Genomic DNA, 1518 nt, shown 5'->3' on the forward strand with positions numbered 1-1518 from the left:
GGTAACTACACAGTAGGTGAAGTAGATGATCAAGGTCACTTGAAGTCAACAGACCCAACAACAGGTAAGGTTATCGAAGGCGATAAGAATGTAACTTATGTATACAAACTTAAAGAAACCCCAGCTGAGCCTAAGAAGGGTGAAGTCATCATCACTTATGTAGATGAGAAGGGTAAAGAGCTTCAAAAACCTCGTCAAGACACACCAAACTCACCATATGACACACCATATAACACCACTGAGGAAGGTGAAAAACCGAATACTATCAAGACACCAGATGGTAAGACCTATAAGATCGTACCGAAAGGTGACTACCCAGTAGGTAAAGTTGACGAAGATGGACACTTGGAATCATCTGATCCAGTTAAAGGTAAAGTTGACAAACCAAAATCAACCATCACTTACGTCTATAAAGAAGTGAAGGGTAACGTTTATGTACACTACGTTGATACAGAAGGCAAGACCATCAAGTCTGATGTAACCGACGAAGACAAACAACCAGTAGACAAAGACTACGATACAGTTGTAGACAACCGTCCACAAGAGATTACATTCGAAGGTAAGACATACGAATTGGTCCCAGCTGGTAACTACACAGTAGGTGAAGTAGATGAGCAAGGTCATTTGAAGTCAACAGATCCAACAACAGGTAAGGTTATCGAAGGTGATAAGAATGTAACATATGTATACAAACTTAAAGAAACTCCAGACAAACCTGTAGAGCCAACTCCAGACAAGCCTGTAGAACCAACTCCAGATAAACCTGTAGAACCAACTCCAGACAAGCCTGTAGAACCAACTCCAGACAAGCCTGTAGAGCCAACTCCAGACAAACCTGTAGAACCAACTCCAGACAAGCCTGTAGAACCAACTCCAGACAAGCCTGTAGAACCAACTCCAGATAAACCTGTAGAACCAACTCCAGACAAGCCTGTAGAGCCAACTCCAGATAAACCTGTAGAACCAACTCCAGACAAGCCTGTAGAACCAACTCCAGACAAGCCTGTAGAGCCAACTCCAGATAAACCTGTAGAACCAACTCCAGACAAACCTGTAAAACCAACTCCAGACAAGCCTGTAGAGCCAACTCCAGACAAACCTGTAGAGCCAACTCCAGACAAGTCTGTAGAGCCAACTCCAGGTAAACCAGTAGATCCAACATCAGCTAAAGGACAACTTCCAAATACTGGTGAAACTACATCTGCAGGCTCAACTGTACTCGGAGTAGTTGCAGGACTTGTAGGATTGGCAGCACTTGGACGTCGTAAAAAAGAAGACGAAAAATAGTCATCTTTCTTAAGTGAGTAATGTTACTTTATTAAAAATAACAAGTCACGATTGACGACCAGAGCCGGTTTTGAGTCATAGAAAAAAGGGAACTGTGTGTTCCCTCAGAATGTAGACAAACGTCATTTTTGGCGTTTGTCTTTTTTGCTTTTCAAAAATATTTTGTCTTATCATCTGATATTCCAACCAAAAACCGGATTTAGAACAAAATAAAAAGGGATATTCGCTATC

General features: G+C 41.8%; 1 protein-coding gene. It reads left to right on the top strand.

What is annotated here, in order from left to right; all coding sequences use genetic code 11:
- A partial coding sequence (locus QM959_RS09505; protein ID WP_414372860.1) for a MucBP domain-containing protein occupies nucleotides 1–1287 on the top strand: 1287 nt, incomplete at its 5' end.
- Nucleotides 1288–1518: the final 231 nt, after the last annotated feature.

The organism is Streptococcus mitis, from assembly GCF_047459985.1.
Classification (GTDB): Bacteria; Bacillota; Bacilli; order Lactobacillales; family Streptococcaceae; genus Streptococcus; species Streptococcus mitis_DZ.